We start from the raw sequence: 17,350 nt of genomic DNA on the forward strand, positions 1-17,350 counted from the left end.
GTCACCACGCGGCTTCGACGTCGTCGATGTCGTTCTGGGTCAGGTCGGCCAGCGGGAAGTCGGAAGGGCTGTGCCCGCCCGCGTCCGGGGAGAGGGCGTGCCGGACGACGCCTTCGAGGGCGGCCCGCCACCGCCCGCCTAGGTCGGTGAGGTCGGCGTCCGACCACAGCCGCCTCGCTCCGGTCCAGGTGACCGTCAGTCGGGACCCGGCGGGGGCGTCGTGCACGACGGCGTGCACCTCCAGGCCGTGCGCGACGGGCAGGCCGGGGTCGGTGGCCGTCACCATGACCGCCTCGGGGGCCATGGCCCAGCCGGGTCCGCCGCCCAGCGGGGCACCGGGGGCGGCGAACCGCCCGAGGTAGTTGAACCCGATCTGCGGGGTGCCGAGGCGGGCCAGCACCTCGCGGCAGCCGGGCGCCAGGTGGCGCAGCAGCCCGAAGCCGATGCCGCCGTCCGGTGCCGCGCACACCTGCTCCTTGACCCGTTTGACGGCGTCGCCCAGGCGCGGCGCGCCCGAGGTCACCTCGGCCCAGGCGACCCGGCCCGGGTCGATCCTGACCGGGTGCAGGGTGGTGAACCAGCCGAGCGTGCGCGACACGTCGGCGCCCGGGACGACGTCCTCGCGGCCGTGGCCCTCGACGTCGACGAGCACGCCGTCGGCCGTGTCGTCCCCCCGGTCGCGGCGCCAGGCGGCCACGGCCAGTCCGAGCGCGGTCAGCAGCACGTCCTCGACGCCGCAGTGGAAGGCGGCCGGGACGGTCGTCAGCAGGGGGCCGACGACGTCCTCCGGGAGCGTGGTGACGGTCTCGACGGTGTCGGCGGCCAGGTCGAGCCGGGGGTCGGCCGGTTTCGGCGTCAGCAGGGGGTCGGGGGCGGCGAGGACGTCCATCCAGCGGGGCAGTTCGGCCAGCCGGTGGGGCTGGGTGGCCTGCGCGGTGAGGCGCCGCGCCCAGTGGCGCAGCGAGGTGCCGGCCGGCGGCAGGTCCGGCGTGCGGCCGGCGGCGGCCCGGGTGTACGCCTGGACCAGGTCGTCGGTGAGGATGCGCCAGGAGACCCCGTCGACGGCCAGGTGGTGGACGACGAGGAGGAGCCGGCCGGGCGCCTCGGGCCCCCGGTCGAACCAGACGAACCGCGCGATCCGTCCGGCGTACGGGTCGAGCCGGTCGGCCGCGGCCGACACCTCCTCGCGGGCCCGGCCGGCGAGGTCGTCCTCGCCCAGGCCGGTGGCGTCGACGCGGCGCACGGGGTCGGCGTCGGCGGCCCGTCCGGGCGGCTGGATCTCCAGGGTCCAGGAGTCGTCCCGGTCGACCAGCCTCAGGCGGAGCGCGTCGTGGGTGTCGGTCACCGCGCGGACGGCGGCCCGGAGGGCGTCCTCGGAGAGGCCGGGCGGGCAGGACAGCAGCAGGGACTGGGCGAAGCGGCCCACCGGGGCGCCGCGTTCGCGCAGCCAGTGGACGATGGGGGTGGCCGGGACCGGGCCGGTGCCGGTGTCGTCGTCCGCGCCGTCCGCGGGGGCGTCCGCCGCGCCGGCGCTCCGGCTCAGCTCCGCCGCGGTCCGGTGCGCGAACACGTCCCGCACGGTGAAGGCGAGTCCCTCGGCGCGGGCGGCGCTCACCAGCCGGATCGCGCAGATGCTGTCACCGCCGAGGCCGAAGAAGTCGTCGTCCGCGCCGACCGTGTCCCGCCCCAGCACCCGGGCCATGAGCGAGCACAGCAGGTGTTCGGCCCGTCCGGCGGGGGCGCGTCCGCTCGGCCGGGCGGTGACCGCGGGCAGGGCCGCGCGGTCCAGCTTGCCGTGCGCGGTCACCGGCAGGGCGTCGAGGACGACGATCTCGTGCGGGACCAGGTACTGCGGCACGCGGCGCCCGGCGAAGGCGCGCAGCGCGTCACGGGTGGGCCGTCCGCCCTGCGCCGGGACGACGTAGGCGACCAGCCGCGGTTGCCCGTCGCCCGCGCGGCGGACCTCGGCCACGGCCCGGGCGACGGCGGGGTGCTCCCGCAGCACCGCCTCGACCTGGCCGGGTTCGACGCGGAAGCCGCGGAGCTTGACCTGCCGGTCGGTGCGCCCCCGGTACTCCAGGACGCCGTCCGGGGTCCGGCGGGCGAGGTCGCCGGTGCGGTACATGCGCTCCCCCGCCGGGCCGTACGGGTCGGCGACGAACCGCTCCGCGGTCTGCGCGGGCCGGCCGAGGTAGCCGCGGGCGACCCCGGCGCCGGCCAGGTACAGCTCGCCCGTGGCGCCCGGGGGCAGCGGTTGCAGGGCGGCGTCCAGGACGTAGGCGCGCACACCGGCGAGCGGGCGGCCGATCGGCACGCCGCGGGCGTCCGGGGCGAGGTCGCGCACGGCGTGGCTGGTGGCGAAGGTGGTGGTCTCCGTCGGGCCGTAGCCGTTGACGACGACGGTGTCCGGGCAGGCGGCCAGCACCCGGCGGACCGCCGACGGCGCGACCTCCTCGCCGCCCGCCCACACCTGGCGGACGCCGGTGAAGCAGTCGGGCCGGTACTCGGCGAGGACGGCGAACAGCGCGGCGGTGAGCCACAGCGCGCTCGGCCGGTGACGGACGATCAGGTCCGCGTACTCCTCGGCGTCCAGCTCGTGCGGGGGCGCGACGATCAGCCGGCCGCCCCGCAGCAGCGGCGCCCAGATCTCGAACGTCGACGCGTCGAAGGCGGCGGGCGAGTGCACCAGGACGTCGGCGCAGACCCCGTCCCCGAAGCGCGGGTCGGCCGCCAGGGCGGCGACGTCGCGGTGGGTCACCACGATGCCCTTGGGCCGCCCCGTCGAGCCGGAGGTGTACATGACGTAGGCGGCGGAGAGCGGGTGCGGCACGGGCGCAGGCGGGGCCGGGTCCTGCGCCGCCGGGGCCGTCCCCGTGTCCAGGTCGTCCGGCAGCAGGCGGGGCGCCGCGGTGTCCGGCAGGCGGGGGGCGTCGGTGTCGCGGGAGGTGAGCACCGCCCTCGGCCGGGTCTCGTCGAGCATCGACGCGACCTGGGCGGCCGGGTAGCGGGGGTCGACCGGGACGTAGGCGGCCCCGGCCTTCAGGACGGCGAGCAGGGCGACCACGAACTCGGGTGAGCGCGGCAGGGCCACGGCGACGGTGTCCCCGGCGCGGACGCCGTGCCCGGCCAGCGCACGGGCCCACCGGTCGGCGCGCGCGTCGAGGTCGGCGTAGGTGAGGTCGCGGCCGTCCGCCGAGACGGCGACCGCGGACGGGGTGGCGCCGGCCTGCCGCGCGAAGAGGCCGGTGACGGTCGCCTCGGGCAGGTCCGCCGTGCCGGGGGCACCCGCCGCCAGCAGGCGGGCGCGCTCCTCGGAGGTGAGCAGGTCGATCCGGTCGACGGGGCGGTCCGGGTCGGCGGCGGCCTCGGCGAGCAGCCGCGCGAACCGGTCGAACAGGGTGCGCACGGTCTCCGGTTCGAACAGGTCGGCGGCGTACTCGACGTGGCCGTCCAGGCCGGCCGGGGTGCCGTCGGCCGAGTGCCGTTCGACCAGGTTGAGGAAGAGGTCGAACTTGGCGGTCCCGGTGCGGCCCAGCTCGGTGGAGACGGTGAGGCCGGGCAGGGTGAACTCACCGGCGGGAGCGGTGTCCTGGAGACCCAGCATCACCTGGAACAGGGGGTGGCGGGCCAGCGACCGCTCGGGGGCGAGGACGTCCGTGAGGTACTCGAACGGCACGTCCTGGTGGGCGTAGGCGGCCAGGGCCGTCTCGCGGACCCGCTGGAGCAGGTCGGTGAAGGCCGGGCGGCCCGACACGTCGGTGCGCAGGACGAGGGTGTTCACGAAGGCACCGACCACCTCGTCCAGCGCCTGGTCGAGACGGCCCGCGACGGGACTGCCGACGGCGATGTCGTCACCGGCGCCGAGGCGGGACAGCAGAGCCGCGAGGCCGGCGTGCAGCACCATGAACAGGCTGGCGCCCGAGGCCCGGCCCAGGTCGACGAGGCGGCGGTGCAGTCCGGCGTCGAGGGAGACGGTGATGTGGTCGCCGGTGTACGAGGCGACGGCGGGCCGGGGCCGGTCCGTGGGCAGCTCGATCTGCTCGGGCAGTCCGGCCAGTTGCTCGCGCCAGTACGCCACCTGCGTCTCCAGCAGGCCGCCGCCGGTGCCGTCCGCGGCGAGCAGTTCGTTCTGCCAGAGCGTGTAGTCGCTGTAGCGCACCGGTACCGGGTCGAGCCGCGGCGCGCGGCCGGCGGCGCGGGCGGCGTAGGCGCGGTCCAGGTCACGGGCGATCAGCCGCATCGACAGCGCGTCGCAGGCGCAGTGGTGCAGGACGAGCAGCAGGACGTGCGCGTCGGCACCGGTGGTGAACAGCTCGGCGCGCAGCGGCGGTTCGACGGCGAGGTCGAAGGGGCGGCGGGCGCCCGCGGCGAGGCGTTCGTCGAGTTCGGCCTCGGTGACGGGGGTCGCGCGCAGGGCGGGCGCGGCGGGCGGCAGCACCTGCTGGAGGAGGCGGCCGTCGAGGTACGGGAGGACGGTGCGCAGGCTCTCGTGGCGGGCGAGGACGTCCCCGAGGGCGGTGCCGAGGGCGGTGACGTCCAGGGGGCCGTCGATGTGCAGCACCGAGGGGATGTGGTAGGCGCCGCCGGGGCCGTCCATCTGCTGGAGGAACCACATCCGGCGCTGGGCGTGGGAGGCCTCCAGCTCGGCGGGCCGCTCCCGCCGGACCAGGCGCGGGCGGGCCAGTCCCGCGTCGTCCAGGGCGGCCGTCACCGCGCGCGGGGTCGGGTCGTCGAACAGGACGCGCAGGTCCACCTCGACGGAGAACGTCGACCGGATGCGGGTGATCAGCGAGGTGGCGAGCACGGAGTGGCCGCCGAGGTCGAAGAAGTCGTCGTCGGGGCCGACCTCGGGTTCGTCGAGCACGAGCGCGAAGAGCGCGCACATGATGTCGAGCCGGGAGGAGAGCCCGCCGCCGGCGGGGGTGCGCGCGGGGTCCGCGGCCGCGGTCAGGGCGGCGCGGTCGAGCTTGCCGTTGGCGGTGAGCGGCAGCGCGTCGGTCCGGACGATCCGGCCGGGCACCATGTACTCGGGCAGACGGGCGCGGACCGCCTCCCTGATCTCCTCCGGCGCGGGGTCGGCGCCGTCCTCGGCGACGACGAAGGCGACCAGGCGCTGGTCGTCCTCCCGTTCCTCGGTCACGGCGACCGCCGCGAGCGCCACGCCGGGGAACCCGGTGAGCGCGGCCTCGATCTCGCCGGGCTCGATCCGGAAGCCGCGGACCTTGAGCTGGTCGTCCGAGCGTCCGACGAAGGTGAGCCGGCCGGCCGGGTCGCGGCGGGCCAGGTCGCCGGTGCGGTACATGCGCTCGCCGGGCCGCCCGTGCGGGCCGGCGACGAACCGCTGCGCGGTGAGGGCCGGGCGGCCGAGGTAGCCGCGGGCCAGGCCGGGTCCGGAGACGTACATCTCGCCGATCGCGCCGACCGGGACCGGCCGCAGCCGCTCGTCGAGCAGATGGACCGTCAGGTCGGCGAGCGGGACGCCGATGACGCTGTCCGGGCCGGGCTCGGGGTCCAGGGTGACGTGGGTGACGTGGACCGTGGTCTCGGTGATGCCGTACATGTTCACCAGCGCCGGTCCGGCGGTGCCGTGGCGGCGGCGCCAGTCGGCGAGGCGGGCGGGCTGGAGCGCTTCGCCGCCGAAGACCACGGTGCGCAGCCGCAGCCGGCGGCTCACCTCGGGCAGCTCCTGGTCGGCGGCCATGAGCTGGTAGAACGCCGAGGGCGTCTGGCTGAGCACGGTCACCCGCTCGTCGGCGAGCAGCCGCAGGAACCGCTGCGGGGCGCGGCTCACCTCGAAGGGGACGACGACCAGCCGGCCGCCGTGCAGCAGGGCACCCCAGATCTCCCAGACGGAGAAGTCGAAGGCGGCCGAGTGGAACAGCGTCCAGACGTCGTCGCGGCCGAGGCCGAGCCGGTCACGGGTGGCGGTGAAGAGGCGGACGACGTTCTCGTGGGAGGTGATCACGCCCTTCGGGTGGCCCGTGGACCCCGAGGTGTAGGTGAGGTAGGCGGCGCAGCCGGGCTCCAGCGGCCGGAGCCGTTCGGCGGCGGTCACGGGGCCCGGGTCACGGCCGTCCGCGTCGGCGAGGAACTCGGGCGCGTCGATGAGCAGACGGTCCCGGTCCGTGGCGATCCCGGTCGCGGTGGAGGTGATCAGCAGCCCGGGTGCCGCGTCCTGGAGCATGTACGCGATACGGGCGGGCGGGTAGTCGGGGTCGACGGCGACGTAGGCCGCGCCGGACTTGAGCACGCCGAGCAGGGCGAGGACGAGGTCCGCGGAGCGGGGCAGGGCGACCGCGACGACGTCCTCCGGCCCGATGCCGCGTGCGACGAGGGCGCGTGCGAGCCGGTTCGACCGCTCGTCGAGTTCCCGGTACGACCAGGTGGTGCCGTCCGCGGTGAGCGCCGGGGCGTCCGGGGTGGCGGCGGCCTGCGCGGCGAACAGCCCGGGGAGCGTGGCCGCAGCGGGGACGGCGGCGGCCGCCGCGCTCTCACGGGCCGCGTCCCCGCGGGCCGTGGTCCGTGCGGCGGCGGCCTCGGGCGCCGGGGCGGGGCCGCCGACACCGCCGACCGGCCGCGCCGGGTCGGTGGCGGTGAGCGCCTCCAGCGTCGCGGTGAACGCGTCGCGGTGGTCGGCCAGTCCGAGGTCGTCCCGGCCGTTGACGTCGATCTGGAGGCCCTGCCCGTCCCGGCGGTCCCAGATCATGAAGAGCAGGTTGCCCACCAGGCCGGAGGAGAGGTTGCGCATCGTGCCGCGCGCCGCGCCGAACCGCAGGTTGTAGGGGTGCGAGATGACGTTGACGACCGGCAGCAGGGACGTGGCGTGGGCCGTGCCGAGGTCCCGCTGGAGGTCCACCCCGCGATAGCGCTGGTGTGCCACGGCCGCGGCCATCTGCTCGGCCACGTGCTCCAGCAGGGCGGTGACGGTCAGGTCCGGGCGGATGGTGAGCGGCAGCGGCAGGACGTTGGCGAGGTTCGCGGGGGTCTGCCGGGCGAGCTGGCTCGCCCGGGCGGAGAGCGGGAACGCGAGGAGGACGTTCTCGTCCCCGGTCTGCCGGTGGACGTGGAGTGCCGCGGCGGCCGTGACGACCACCGGCCAGGGCACCCGGGCGCCGCGGGCGGTCCCGCGCACGGCGTCGAACCGCTCCTCGGACAGCCAGCGCGTCACACCGCGGAACTCGGCGGCCGCGCCCCGGGACCGGCTGACGAGCGGGGAGGGCGCCGGCCGGCCGCCCAGCTGCCCGAGCCAGAAGTCGCGGTCCTGCCGGAAGTCCGGGGCGGAGCGGTACGCGGCGTCCTCGTCGGCGAGTTCGCGCAGCGAGCCGAACGGGTTCGGGCCCGGATCGCGCCCCTCGGCGAGCGCCGTGTAGACCTCGGCGACCCGGCGCGAGACCAGGGAGGAGCCGTAGGCGTCCATGGCGATGTGGTGGTAGTTCTGGTACCACAGGTGCCGTTCCGGGCCGAGGCGCAGCACCGCGAAGCGGAACAGCGGACCGTCGGTGAGGTCGGTCGGCCGGGCCAGCTCCCGTCGCATCCACGCGTCGGCCTCGGCCTGCGGATCGGCGGCACCGCAGAGGTCGACGGCGCGCAGCTCCCACGGGCGGTCCGGCTCGATGGTCTGCCCGACCCGGCCGCGGTCCTGGTGGAACCGGCTGTGCACAGTGTCCAGGCCGGCGACGACCGACCGCAGCGCGCGCTCGAAGATCTCCGTGTCGAACGCGCCCTGCACATCGACGTACTCGCCGACCTGATACACCGAATTGCCGTCGCTCAGGCGCTGTTCGGCGAACCAGATCTCACGCTGCGCTGCCAGCAGGGGCAGCATTGTGTCGGCGTTCAACAAGATCGACGACCTCCGAGATTTCCTACTGGAAGCGCGGAACCACCCGGGAACCGAATCAGCCGGCGCGTCGTGCCGGTACGGGCGGGCCGGGGAACGAGAAATCAGTACAGCGAATTCGCTTCGGCCGAACGTAACCGCGCCCCGGGCCCGGTACAAGCCCGGCGATCCCGCGGGGGAAATGGGCGGAGGCCGGCCGTGCCGTGCCCCGAGGAGCAGGTCACCCGGGGTGTGCGGAGCGTGCTGCGGTGTCCCGCCGGCGGGACAGGACGACGCTGCCGCCGGATGGCCTACGCGTCGACAATGCTTCGGTGCTCGGCTAGGTTCCGATCACGCCGAACTTCCAGCGCATCCGGGACGTCGCGACTCCTTTCCCCTTCCGTCACGGCTTTGACCGACGCGTCCCGCAATCGTCCGCCAGTAATTCGAGGACGCATCCGGAGAGAATCCAGCATGACACTTGACACTCACCAGTGGCAGCTCTCGGAAACCGAGCTCGAGTTCTTCCGGGAGAACGGCTACATCGGACCGCTGACGATTTACACCCCGGAAGAGATGGACGCCCTGTGGCGCCGGGCCCGTCGCGAGGTCCTCGACCGCTCGCACGCGGCCTACCCGGTCGACGAGGCGATGTCCGGCGCGACCAACATCGCGAACTACGACCGCCACCTCGACGTCGACCTGCTCATGAAGCACGTGTGCAACCGGAGGATCACCGATCGGGTCGCGTCCATCCTGGGACCCGACGTCCTGTGCTGGCGCACGGAGTTCTTCCCGAAGTACCCGGGCGACGAGGGGACCGACTGGCACCAGGCGGACACCTTCGCCAACGCCAGCGGCAAGCCGCAGATCCTGTGGCCCGGCGAGACCGACACCGAGTTCGGCAAGGGCACCCTCACGGTGTGGACGGCGTTCACCGACGCCACCCGGGAGAACGGCTGTCTCCAGGTCATCCCCGGCTCGCACCACCGGATGAACTACGACGAGACCAAGCGGATGAACTACGACACCACGCAGATCAACTCCAAGGTCAAGGACGGCGTTCCGCGCGGCTTCTTCGGCTACGACTACCGTGAGCTCCAGATCGACCCGGACTGGAAGCCGTCCGAGGAGGACGCCTTCGACCTGGTGATGCGACGCGGCCAGTGCGTGATCTTCTGGTCCACCCTGATGCACGCCTCGCTGCCCAACGTCACGGCGAAGAGCCACCGGATGGGCTTCGCCACCCGCTACGTCCCGACCAGCGTGCGGGTCTACCCGGACACCGACCGGGTCGAGGAGTACGGCGGCAGCATCCCGCTCGACAAGTGGGGCGCGGTCCTGGTCAGCGGTGAGGACGGCACCGGCCACAACAAGATCCTGCGCGAGTCGCTGCGCGGCACTCCGATCTCCGAGTTCCTGAGCTGAGCCGGACCCCCGCACACCCGGCCGACCGGAGGGGTGCCCCGCACGGGCGCGGCTCCGGCCGGCCCGTGCCGCGCACCCCTGCCTGGAGGAGGGCACCCGCATGACCGTCACCCCAAGCTCCGTCACCCTGCCGATCGTCATGGGGGGCGCGGAGTTCGCCGCCGATCCGCTCGCCCACTACACCTGGCTGCGGGAGAACGCCCCGCTGGGTCAGGTCCGGCTGGACTTCGGGGCGTTCGCCCAGGACGTCTGGGTGGTCTCCCGCTACGCGGACTGCAAGGCGCTGCTCACCGATCCCCGCCTGCTGCGGTCCCCGTACGGGGCTCCGCCGGGCGTCGAGATCCCCGAGCACATCCGCCTGGTCAGTTCCACGCTGGACATGAAGGACGGCGACGAGCACCGCCGGCTGCGCTCCCTGGTGGCCGCCCCCTTCACGCCGAAGCGCATCGAGCATCTCGGCGAGCAGGTCCGGGTGCTCGCCGAGCGGCGCCTGGACGCGCTCGGCAGGGACGGCGGCGGCCCGGTCGACCTGCGCCGGGATTTCGCGCTCCCCGTGACCTACACCGTCATCGCCGACCTGGTCGGGGTCGGCGAGCAGGACCGCGTCCGCTTCCAGCAGGGTGTCACGGCGCTGATGAGCGGGTTCAGCGGCTCCCGGGAGGACTGGGAGGCGCAGGTGCGCGACCTCGTCGCCGTCACCCGCGACCTGGTCGCCCGCAAGCGGGCCGAGCCCGGGGACGACCTCGTCACCGGCCTGATCGAGGCCGAGGAGGCCGGCGACCGGCTGGACGACACCGAGCTGGTGGCCATGGTGTTCAGCCTGGTGACGGCGGGCTACGAGACGACGTACAACCTGATCACGAACGCGGTGGCCGCCCTCCTGGACCACCCCGACCAGCTCGGTCTGCTGCGGGCGGCGCCGGACGACGAGGCGCTGTGGCGGTCGGCGGTCGACGAGGTGGCGCGCTGTCTGCCGCCGATCACCGGCACCCGGCCGGCCACCGCGGTCGAGGACATCGAGTGGCACGGGCGGACCGTGCCCGCGGGGGCGTCGGTGCTGCCGCTGCTCGCGGCCGCCAACCGGGACCCGGAGGTGTTCGAGGAGCCGGAGCGCTTCGACGTCACCCGCTCGCCCAACCCGCATCTCGCCTTCGGCCACGGCGTGCACTTCTGCCTGGGGGCCAACCTGGCCCGGATGGAGGCCCGGGTGGCGCTCCAGGTGCTGTTCGAGCGGCACCCCGGTCTCTCGCTCGCCGTCGACCGCACCGAACTCGCCCTGGAGCCGATGCCGTTGTGGACCCGCTTCCGCGAACTGCCGGTCGTCCTCGGATGACCGGGTCGGGGGTTCCGTACGCCCGGCTGTCCGCCGACGCGCCGAGGAGACGGTGAGAGGACCATGCCGAACCGCACCGCTGTCGGCACCGGAGGAACCAAGGGGATCGGGGCCGCGCTCAGCCGGCGCCTGGCCCGGCTCGGCCACCACGTCGTCGCGGTGTACCGCGCCGACAAGGCCGCCGCGGACCTGCTGAGCGAGGAACTCGGCGACCAGGTCGAGACGGTCCGCCTGGACGTGGCCGACCCGGAGGCGGTGGCCGCCTTCGCCGAGCGGGTGCTGACCGCGCACGGCGCCCCCCACGTGCTGGTCAACAACGCGGGCCGCAACATCGACGGGCCGTTCCTCAGGATGTCGGACGACGACTGGCGGCAGGTGCTCGACGTCAACCTGTCCGGGCCGTTCCACCTGACCAGGGCCTTCGCCCCGGCCATGCTCGGCCTGGAGGGCGGCGCCAGTGTCGTCAACATCGGGGCGACGACCGCGATCCGGCCCCGGCCGAACGGCGTCAACTACTGCGCGAGCAAGGCGGGGCTGCTGCATCTCACCAAGTGCCTCGCGCTGGAACTGGCCCCGGCCGTCAGGGTCAACTGCCTGATCCCGGGGATGATCGACACCGAGGAGATGCGCACCCGGTACCGGGTTGCCGACCCGACGGCGCGCGCCGAGCTGCTCGCCGGGATCCCGCAGGGCCGGATCGGCTCGCCCGAGGAGATGGCGGACGCCCTGGAGTTCCTGGTCGGCGACGGGGCCCGCTACATCACCGGCCAGAAACTCATCGTCGACGGTGGCCAGTTCATGTGGTAGCGGCCACCGCCCTGTTCGAGAGAGAAGAGCCCTTCATGTTCGCACGCCTCGACCGGTACGCCGATTTCCTCAAGACCAGGTATCGCTCCGACTTCCTCAAGTCCGGCGAGTACTCCCTCGCCGAGGTCACACCCGAACTGCGCGAGCGCATCGAGAGTGGGCAGTTCCACCGCATCGTCTTCTCCGGGATGGGCTGCTCGGCCATCGTCTCCGATGTGATCGGGACGTTCCTCAACGCCTCGGGGGCGGGAGTGGAGGTCCTGGTCTTCAACGACTACGACTTCCCCTACCTGGTCCCGCGGTCGGTGGTCGACGACGAGGGGACGCTGTTCGTCGTCAGCTCCTACAGCGGTCACTCCGAGGAGCCGGTGCGGGTCTTCCACCAGCTCGCGGACCGCTACCACCGCACCCTGCTGCTGACCTCCGGCGGCCGGCTGGCCGAACTGGGCCGGCGGGCCGGGGTGTCGGTGGCGCGGTGGGAACTGAGCGAACCGGACCGGGAGTACCCGCTCTTCCACGTCGGCCAGTACTTCGCGATCCTGCTCGACATGTTCCCGCGGCTGGGCCTGGTCAAGGACGACCACCGGGCGGAGGTCGCGGCCCTGGCGGGCCATCTGGCCACGGACTTCACCCCGGCGCTGGAGGAGCTGGCCCGCGCGACCGCCCTGAGTTCCAGGGACGCGAACATCATCATGCTGGCGTCGCCGAAGTGGTACACGAGCCTGCTGAAGCTGGCCAAGATGCACTTCAACGAGATGGCGATGGCACCGGCGACCCGGAACTTCTTCCACGAGTTCTGCCACAGCGAGGTCGCCACGCTGTCCGACCCGGACCGCCGGCACAGCGTCCTGCTGTTCCGGGACAGCGACGACGACGCCTACACGCGGCAGAAGATGGACAACCTCGTCCGGCTGCTCACCCGGGACATCCCGCAGAACCGGAACGTCACGGTGACCGAGTTCGCGCTCGACCAGCCGACCTTCATGCGCAAGTACTTCACCGCGCTGGAGTTCGTCCAGCACACGGCGCTGCACCTGGGCCGCCTCTACGACACCAGGTCCCGCGACCTGATCTCCGAGGCCGCCGGCAACCCGTGGTACCACACGACCTCCATCCTGGCCGAGTCCGCGATGGCGAAGACGTCGGGCTGACGGCCCGGGAGGACCGGGGCAGGGCCCGCCGCCGCGGCGCGATCCGGACGGCGGGCCCTGCGCGGCCTCACGGCACCCGCACCCGCGGCGCGTCCTGCGCGCCGCGGCGGACGATGGCCTCGATCCCGTCCAGCAGGACCGCCAGGCCGGCGTCGAAGGTCTCGGTCGCCTCCCGTTCCAGGTACGGCCCTTCCGGGTCGGGCGGGGTCGTCGCGGCCTCCCGGGCGAGCCGGACGACCGTCGGGAAACGCTCGGCGAAGTCGGGCACGACCTCCTCGAAGGCCGCGGAGCGGGCGGCCCACCAGTCCTCGTCGGAGACCCCGGTCGCGGCGGCGGCCTGCCGGGAGTCGACCACCGTCTGCGCGGCGCCCCGGACGTGGTTGATCAGCGTGCCGACGACCCGCCGCAGCACCTGCGCGCCCAGCCCGGTCGCGAAGAGGATGCGCAGGACGGTCTCCAGCATGGCGTTCTCGTTCGGTCCGAGGACCGGGCGCGCCTGAGAGACCTGGAGGGTCCAGGGGTGGCGCAGGCAGAACGCCCAGTAGTCGTGCGTCCAGGCCGAGAGCGCGGCGCGCCAGCCGTGCGTGAGGTCGTAGTCGGTGGGCAGTTCGGCGAGGGCGCGGTCGTACATGAGGTCGACCAGCTCGTCCTTGCTGGGCACGTAGGTGTACAGCGCCATTCCGGTCCGTCCGACGCGCTTTCCCACCTCGCGCATGGAGACCGCCGAGATCCCGGAGGCGTCGGCGATGGCGATCCCGGCGTCCACGATGGCGTCCACGGTCAGTCCCGGCCTGGGTCCCGGACCGCTCCGGGGGGCCGCCTCGCCGGGGGTGCGCCACAGCAGGGCCAAGGAACGACGGAAATCTCCCTGGCCGGCGAAAACCACCACCACATCCCCTTGACTGGTACCGAACCGGATGGTCATTACCTTACCGCACGGCCCATCGGCGGCCGTCCTTCGCGCGGGGCCGCCGAAGTCGTGACGGCCCCGCACCGATTTCTACTGCATAGCCGCTTTCCGGCGCTCTTCGACGACCGAGCCGGATTCCTTGCGTGCCATTCGGCGCAGCACGACGGGGGCCAGCAGAAGACCGAGGACGGCCCACGCGCCGAGTGCGCAGAACGTCTCGACGTACCGCCAGGAATTCCCGATCTCCACCGCGGCGAACTCGTCCGGCAGCAATGCGGCACGCATTCCGAGGCCGAGCCAGTAGACGGGGAACACCTGGGCGGTCCACTGAAGCCATTCCGGTGCCTCGGTGACCGGGAAGAAAATGCCCGAGACGCCGAAGAGGGCCAGGAGCGGGAACATGACGACGCCGATGTTGCGCGGGCTGGTGAGCACCGAGCCGAGGACGGCGCCGATCGGCATCGTGGCGAGCATCCCGAGCACGAGCACCCAGGCCAGCGTGAGCCAGGCGCCGACGCTGTCCAGGCGCACGCCGTCGAAGAGCAGGACACCGGGCACCAGCAGCAGGGCGGTGGTGATCAGGGTCGTCGCCGCCGAGTGGACGATCTTGCCGATCAGATAGGCGACCATGCCGTTGGGGGCGGCCTTCGCCCGCAGCAGGGTGCCGTCCTCGCGTTCCATCAGCAGGTTGAAGGCCACGGCCTGGAAACCGTTGAAGGCGAGGGTCAGGCCGAGCAGGCCGGCCAGGGTGGTGGAGCCGAGCGAGAAGCCGGTGCCGCCGATGTCGGAGCCGCGCCGGAGCAGGGCGACGACGAGCAGGACGACCGGGATGAACAGCATGCCGAGGACGTCCTGGACGCTGGCGAGCGACTGCCGGGTCTCGATCCGGCCCGCCGCCAGTCCGCTGCGGACGGCGGTCGCGGTCGCGGTCACGCTCATGACGACACCTCCGCCACCCGCTCCTCGGCGGCCCGCGGGGCGCCCAGCGCCGGGAGCCCGGCGTCGTCCCGGCCGGACTCGGCGGCGTGCACCATGGCCAGGTAGGTGTCCTCCAGGGTGGCCCGGCGGACCTCCAGCTTGTCGACGCCGGCGCCGTGCGCGGCGAACAGCTCGCGGACGAACCGGGTCGGGGTCCTGGTCGAGGCGGTGAAGCGTTCGCCGTCGCGGACCCAGCGCACCTCGGCGCCGGTCTCCACCTGCCGGGCCAGCTCCTCGGGGGCGGCGTCGGCCACGATCCGCCCCCGGGCCAGGATCACGATGCGGTCGGCCAGCTTCTCGGCCTCGCCCAGGTCGTGGGTGGTCAGCAGGATCGTGGTGCCCTCGACCTCGGCGAGCCGGCGCACCAGCGCGTGGAACTCCTGGCGCGCCTCCGGGTCGAAGCCCACGGTCGGCTCGTCGAGGAACAGCACCTCGGGGCGGCCGACGATGCCGATCGCCACGTCGAGCCGGCGCCGCTGACCGCCGGAGAGCTGTCCGACGCGGCGGCCCGCCTGCTCGGCGAGCCCGACGGCGTCGAGGAGTTCGTCGACGTCACGCGGACGGGTGACCCGTTCGGTGGAGTAGGGCGCGTACAGGGAGCCGTAGTGCGCCAGGAACTCGCGGACCGGCCACTTCGCGTGGTCCCGCCAGGACTGCAGGACCACGCCCAGGCGGGCCCGCCACTCCTCGCCGCCGTGCGCCGGGTCGGTGCCGAGGACCCGCACGTCGCCGGCGGAGCGCAGCCGGAAGCCCTCGAGGATCTCGATCGTCGTGGTCTTCCCGGCGCCGTTGGGGCCGAGCAGTGCGACGACCTCGCCCCTGGCGACCCGGAAGGTCACCCCGTGCAGGACGGTCGTGGATCCGTAGTTCATGCGCAGGTCGGTGACCTCGATGGCGGGCTGCGCCGCCTCGTTGGCACGCATCGTCACTCCCCTCCTTCCGCTATCTCATTACAGCGTAAAACGTTAGCACGCCGCCCCTCCCGGCACCGGTCGCGCGCCGGAGCCGGGAGGGGCGGAAGGGGGGAGGGCCGCCTCAGCGGGCCACGTGTCCGGGGAAGCGGTCGAGCAGGTACGCGTGGATCTCGTCGACCGAGTTCAGCGACTGGAGCTCTTCGAACCGGGGGTCGAGACGGATGCCGTACCGGTCCTCCAGCGACGCCTGGAGAGTGACCAGGGTGAAGGAGTCCATGACGAACTCCGCGTCGTCGCCGAGGTCGGCGGACAGCGCCAACGAGCGGCTCTGGGAGAGGATCTCCCTGATCTCGTCCTTGCTGATCACTGGTGTTCTCCTCCGGGTCGGGTCACAGGGTGGAGCGGATCGCGTTCCGGTCGCGGACGAGCTTGCCGGTCCTGTTCCGCGGCAGCGCGCGGGCGACGAAGAACCGCTTGGGGGCCTTGACGGCGCTCAGCCGTTCCCGGCACCAGGCGATCAGCTCGCCCGCCTCCGGCACCGCCTCGCCCCCGACGTACGCCTCGATCACCTCGTGGTGGAGCACCACCGCCTCCTCGACCGCGGGGTGCGCCCGCAGCACGGTCTCGACCTCGGCGAGGTCGACCTTGAGGCCGCCGACGGTGACGAGCGAGTCCAGCCGGCCGAGGATGCTCAGCTCGCCGGTGGCGTCGTCCACGGCGAAGCGGTCGAAGGTGCGCAGCCACCCGTCGACGTACCGGTCGGGCTGGTCGTCGAGCACGTACGGCGACCGGTCCAGGCGTACGTGCAGCTCCTGGTCGACGATCTTCGTCTCGACCCCGGGCACCGTGCCGCCGAGCAGCGGCGGGCGCGGCCCGTGCAGCCCGGCCGCGAGCAGGCCCGTCTCGGTCACGCCATACACCTGGCTCAGGCGGACCCCGTACCTGCGGTGGAACTCCTCGTACACCTCGACGGGCAGCCGTTCGCCGCCGGTGACGGCCAGCCGGAGCGCGGGCAGCGGGGGCACCCGCGGGGTCCTGACCAACAGTTCGAAGTGGGCCGGCACCCCGTAGATCGCCATCGCCTCCGTCTCCCGGGCCGCCCGCAGCACCTCGGCCGGTGTGGGCAGGGGCGGCAGCACCACGGTCGCGCCCTGCCGCAGGGCGTGCAGTACGCCGGTGACCAGGCCCATCGTGTGCACGAGGGAGTTGAGCAGCACCAGGCGGTCGCCGGCGCCGGGCAGTTCCGGCAGGGCGGCGTGGCGGTCGAGCTCGGCGAGGAGCGAGGCGGGGGTGCGGCCGATCACCTTGGGCCGGCCGGTGGAGCCGGAGCTGAACTGGACGAGGCAGGCCTCGGACGCGGCGGGGCGCCCGGACGGCCGGGGGCAGGTGCGGAAGGCGACCTCCTCCTCGAAGCCGGTCGCCGGTCCGGTGTGCCCGTCGGAGTCGATCGTGTACTGGGGCCGGAGCAGCGCGGCCAGTGGCTCGTACTCGGCGGGTGCCGCCCGGAAGTCGACCAGGAGGACCTGCGCGCCCCGGCTCCACAGGGCGAGCAGCACGCGGACGTAGGTGAGGCTCGGCCTCATGCGGAGCAGAACGGTACTGTTCTCGCCTATTCCTTGATCGCGGAAGGTACGGCCGAGTTCGGCCACCGCGGAGCGCAGTTCGGATCTGGATTCCGCGGTGCGTGAAACAACCCAGGGCTGCCGGTCCGCACCGGCGCCCAGCAATGATTCACCCCACCAGGACGCTATTGCCATGCCTCTCCCTCACCGGCTGGAAGAATCGGGAAGTTAGCAGGGTGATTATGGGCGCGCCAGGCGGGAATTCACTGTCCCGCCGGCGGGACAGCCGGCGCTGCCCGCGGGCCTGTTCACCACGTTGACTCCGCGAACCGCCGTGTTAGGTTCGGGCGGTGTCCGGACAGCGGGAAAACCGACTCGCGCGACAACCGTTTGCATTCTTCCCGCCGACATATCCAAATCAGACGGCGCTACGCAACCGGAGGCTGAA

Annotated in this window: 10 protein-coding genes; 4 read left to right on the forward strand and 6 right to left on the reverse strand. The window is 73.4% G+C overall.

Going from position 1 to position 17,350, the window contains the following annotated elements:
- Window position 1 precedes the first annotated feature (1 nt).
- Complete coding sequence (locus ACIF8T_RS23925) at window positions 2–7,840, reverse strand: amino acid adenylation domain-containing protein (protein ID WP_400038130.1); 7,839 nt, start codon at window positions 7,838–7,840, stop codon at window positions 2–4.
- Between the two features lie 453 nt (window positions 7,841–8,293).
- On the opposite strand from ACIF8T_RS23925, the gene ACIF8T_RS23930 reads away from it, so the two are divergent.
- From ACIF8T_RS23930 to ACIF8T_RS23945, 4 genes are all read left to right on the forward strand, one after another.
- Entirely contained in the window at window positions 8,294–9,247 is a 954-nt protein-coding gene (locus ACIF8T_RS23930) for a chlorinating enzyme (protein WP_400038131.1), read from the forward strand.
- Between the two features lie 100 nt (window positions 9,248–9,347).
- Window positions 9,348–10,580, forward strand: coding sequence for a cytochrome P450 (locus tag ACIF8T_RS23935; protein WP_400038132.1), 1,233 nt, complete (start codon window positions 9,348–9,350; stop codon window positions 10,578–10,580).
- Between the two features lie 63 nt (window positions 10,581–10,643).
- Entirely contained in the window at window positions 10,644–11,387 is a 744-nt protein-coding gene (locus tag ACIF8T_RS23940; protein ID WP_400038133.1) for an SDR family NAD(P)-dependent oxidoreductase, read from the forward strand.
- Between the two features lie 35 nt (window positions 11,388–11,422).
- Window positions 11,423–12,538, forward strand: coding sequence for an SIS domain-containing protein (locus ACIF8T_RS23945; protein ID WP_400038134.1), 1,116 nt, complete (start codon window positions 11,423–11,425; stop codon window positions 12,536–12,538).
- Between the two features lie 67 nt (window positions 12,539–12,605).
- Here the strand turns inward: ACIF8T_RS23945 and ACIF8T_RS23950 are convergent, their stop codons facing one another.
- The 5 genes from ACIF8T_RS23950 to ACIF8T_RS23970 all read right to left on the reverse strand — a co-directional run bounded on the left by ACIF8T_RS23950 (window position 12,606) and on the right by ACIF8T_RS23970 (window position 17,097).
- A complete protein-coding gene (locus ACIF8T_RS23950; protein WP_400038135.1) occupies window positions 12,606–13,427 on the reverse strand; it encodes a TetR/AcrR family transcriptional regulator in 822 nt (273 codons plus the stop codon).
- A gap of 111 nt (window positions 13,428–13,538) precedes the next feature.
- A complete protein-coding gene (locus ACIF8T_RS23955; RefSeq protein ID WP_400038136.1) occupies window positions 13,539–14,387 on the reverse strand; it encodes an ABC transporter permease in 849 nt (282 codons plus the stop codon).
- Window positions 14,384–15,349: an ABC transporter ATP-binding protein gene (locus ACIF8T_RS23960; protein WP_400038137.1), complete on the reverse strand. Its 966-nt coding sequence runs from the start codon at window positions 15,347–15,349 to the stop codon at window positions 14,384–14,386. The genes ACIF8T_RS23955 and ACIF8T_RS23960 overlap by 4 nt, the downstream gene beginning before the upstream one ends.
- Window positions 15,350–15,461: 112 nt before the next feature.
- Entirely contained in the window at window positions 15,462–15,707 is a 246-nt protein-coding gene (locus tag ACIF8T_RS23965) for an acyl carrier protein (RefSeq protein ID WP_400038138.1), read from the reverse strand.
- A gap of 22 nt (window positions 15,708–15,729) precedes the next feature.
- A complete protein-coding gene (locus ACIF8T_RS23970) occupies window positions 15,730–17,097 on the reverse strand; it encodes a class I adenylate-forming enzyme family protein (protein ID WP_400038139.1) in 1,368 nt (455 codons plus the stop codon).
- Between the last annotated feature and the right edge of the window lie 253 nt (window positions 17,098–17,350).

The organism is Streptomyces sp. NPDC085946, from assembly GCF_044540485.1.
GTDB lineage: Bacteria > Actinomycetota > Actinomycetes > Streptomycetales > Streptomycetaceae > Streptomyces.

Coding starts and splice junctions, on each gene's coding strand:
- ACIF8T_RS23970 (WP_400038139.1), bottom strand. CDS start 17,097: ATGGCAATAGCGTCCTGGTGGGGTGAATCATTGCTGGGCGCCGGTGCG.
- ACIF8T_RS23930 (WP_400038131.1), top strand. CDS start 8,294: ATGACACTTGACACTCACCAGTGGCAGCTCTCGGAAACCGAGCTCGAG.
- ACIF8T_RS23960 (WP_400038137.1), bottom strand. CDS start 15,349: ATGCGTGCCAACGAGGCGGCGCAGCCCGCCATCGAGGTCACCGACCTG.
- ACIF8T_RS23955 (WP_400038136.1), bottom strand. CDS start 14,387: ATGAGCGTGACCGCGACCGCGACCGCCGTCCGCAGCGGACTGGCGGCG.
- ACIF8T_RS23935 (WP_400038132.1), top strand. CDS start 9,348: ATGACCGTCACCCCAAGCTCCGTCACCCTGCCGATCGTCATGGGGGGC.
- ACIF8T_RS23945 (WP_400038134.1), top strand. CDS start 11,423: ATGTTCGCACGCCTCGACCGGTACGCCGATTTCCTCAAGACCAGGTAT.
- ACIF8T_RS23940 (WP_400038133.1), top strand. CDS start 10,644: ATGCCGAACCGCACCGCTGTCGGCACCGGAGGAACCAAGGGGATCGGG.